Annotated in this window: 1 protein-coding gene; it reads left to right on the top strand. The window is 72.0% G+C overall.

From position 1 onward, the window contains the following. Window positions 1–21 precede the first annotated feature (21 nt). On the top strand, window positions 22–264 hold a 243-nt coding region (locus tag KZZ06_RS21160; RefSeq protein WP_219581914.1), incomplete at its 3' end, for a hypothetical protein.

The raw sequence follows: 264 nt of genomic DNA, 5'->3' as shown, positions 1-264 counted from the left end.
CACGCCCGCGAGCCCTCGATAGTGCCCGGCTACCTTCCGATCCGGCGCAAGACGCCGAGGCCGGGCGGCATCCCGAGCGACCGCATCGAGCGCGCCCAAGGGCCGGCGCCCGGCACGTGGGACACTGTGCTGATCTGGTTCATGCGGCTCACGGCCCTGGTCTGGCTGCTTAAGAGCGTCTTCGCCTGGGCGACGATCCTCGACGTCCTGCCGGGCGTCCGCCCCTTCGAGGCCGAGCCGTTCGGCCGCCAGTCCGCGATCGTC

This window comes from Sulfitobacter sp. CW3 (assembly GCF_019392245.1).
Taxonomy (GTDB): domain Bacteria; phylum Pseudomonadota; class Alphaproteobacteria; order Rhodobacterales; family Rhodobacteraceae; genus Sulfitobacter.
The sequence above is the reverse complement of the archived record's forward strand: the minus strand, read 5'-3'. Positions and strand labels throughout refer to the sequence as shown.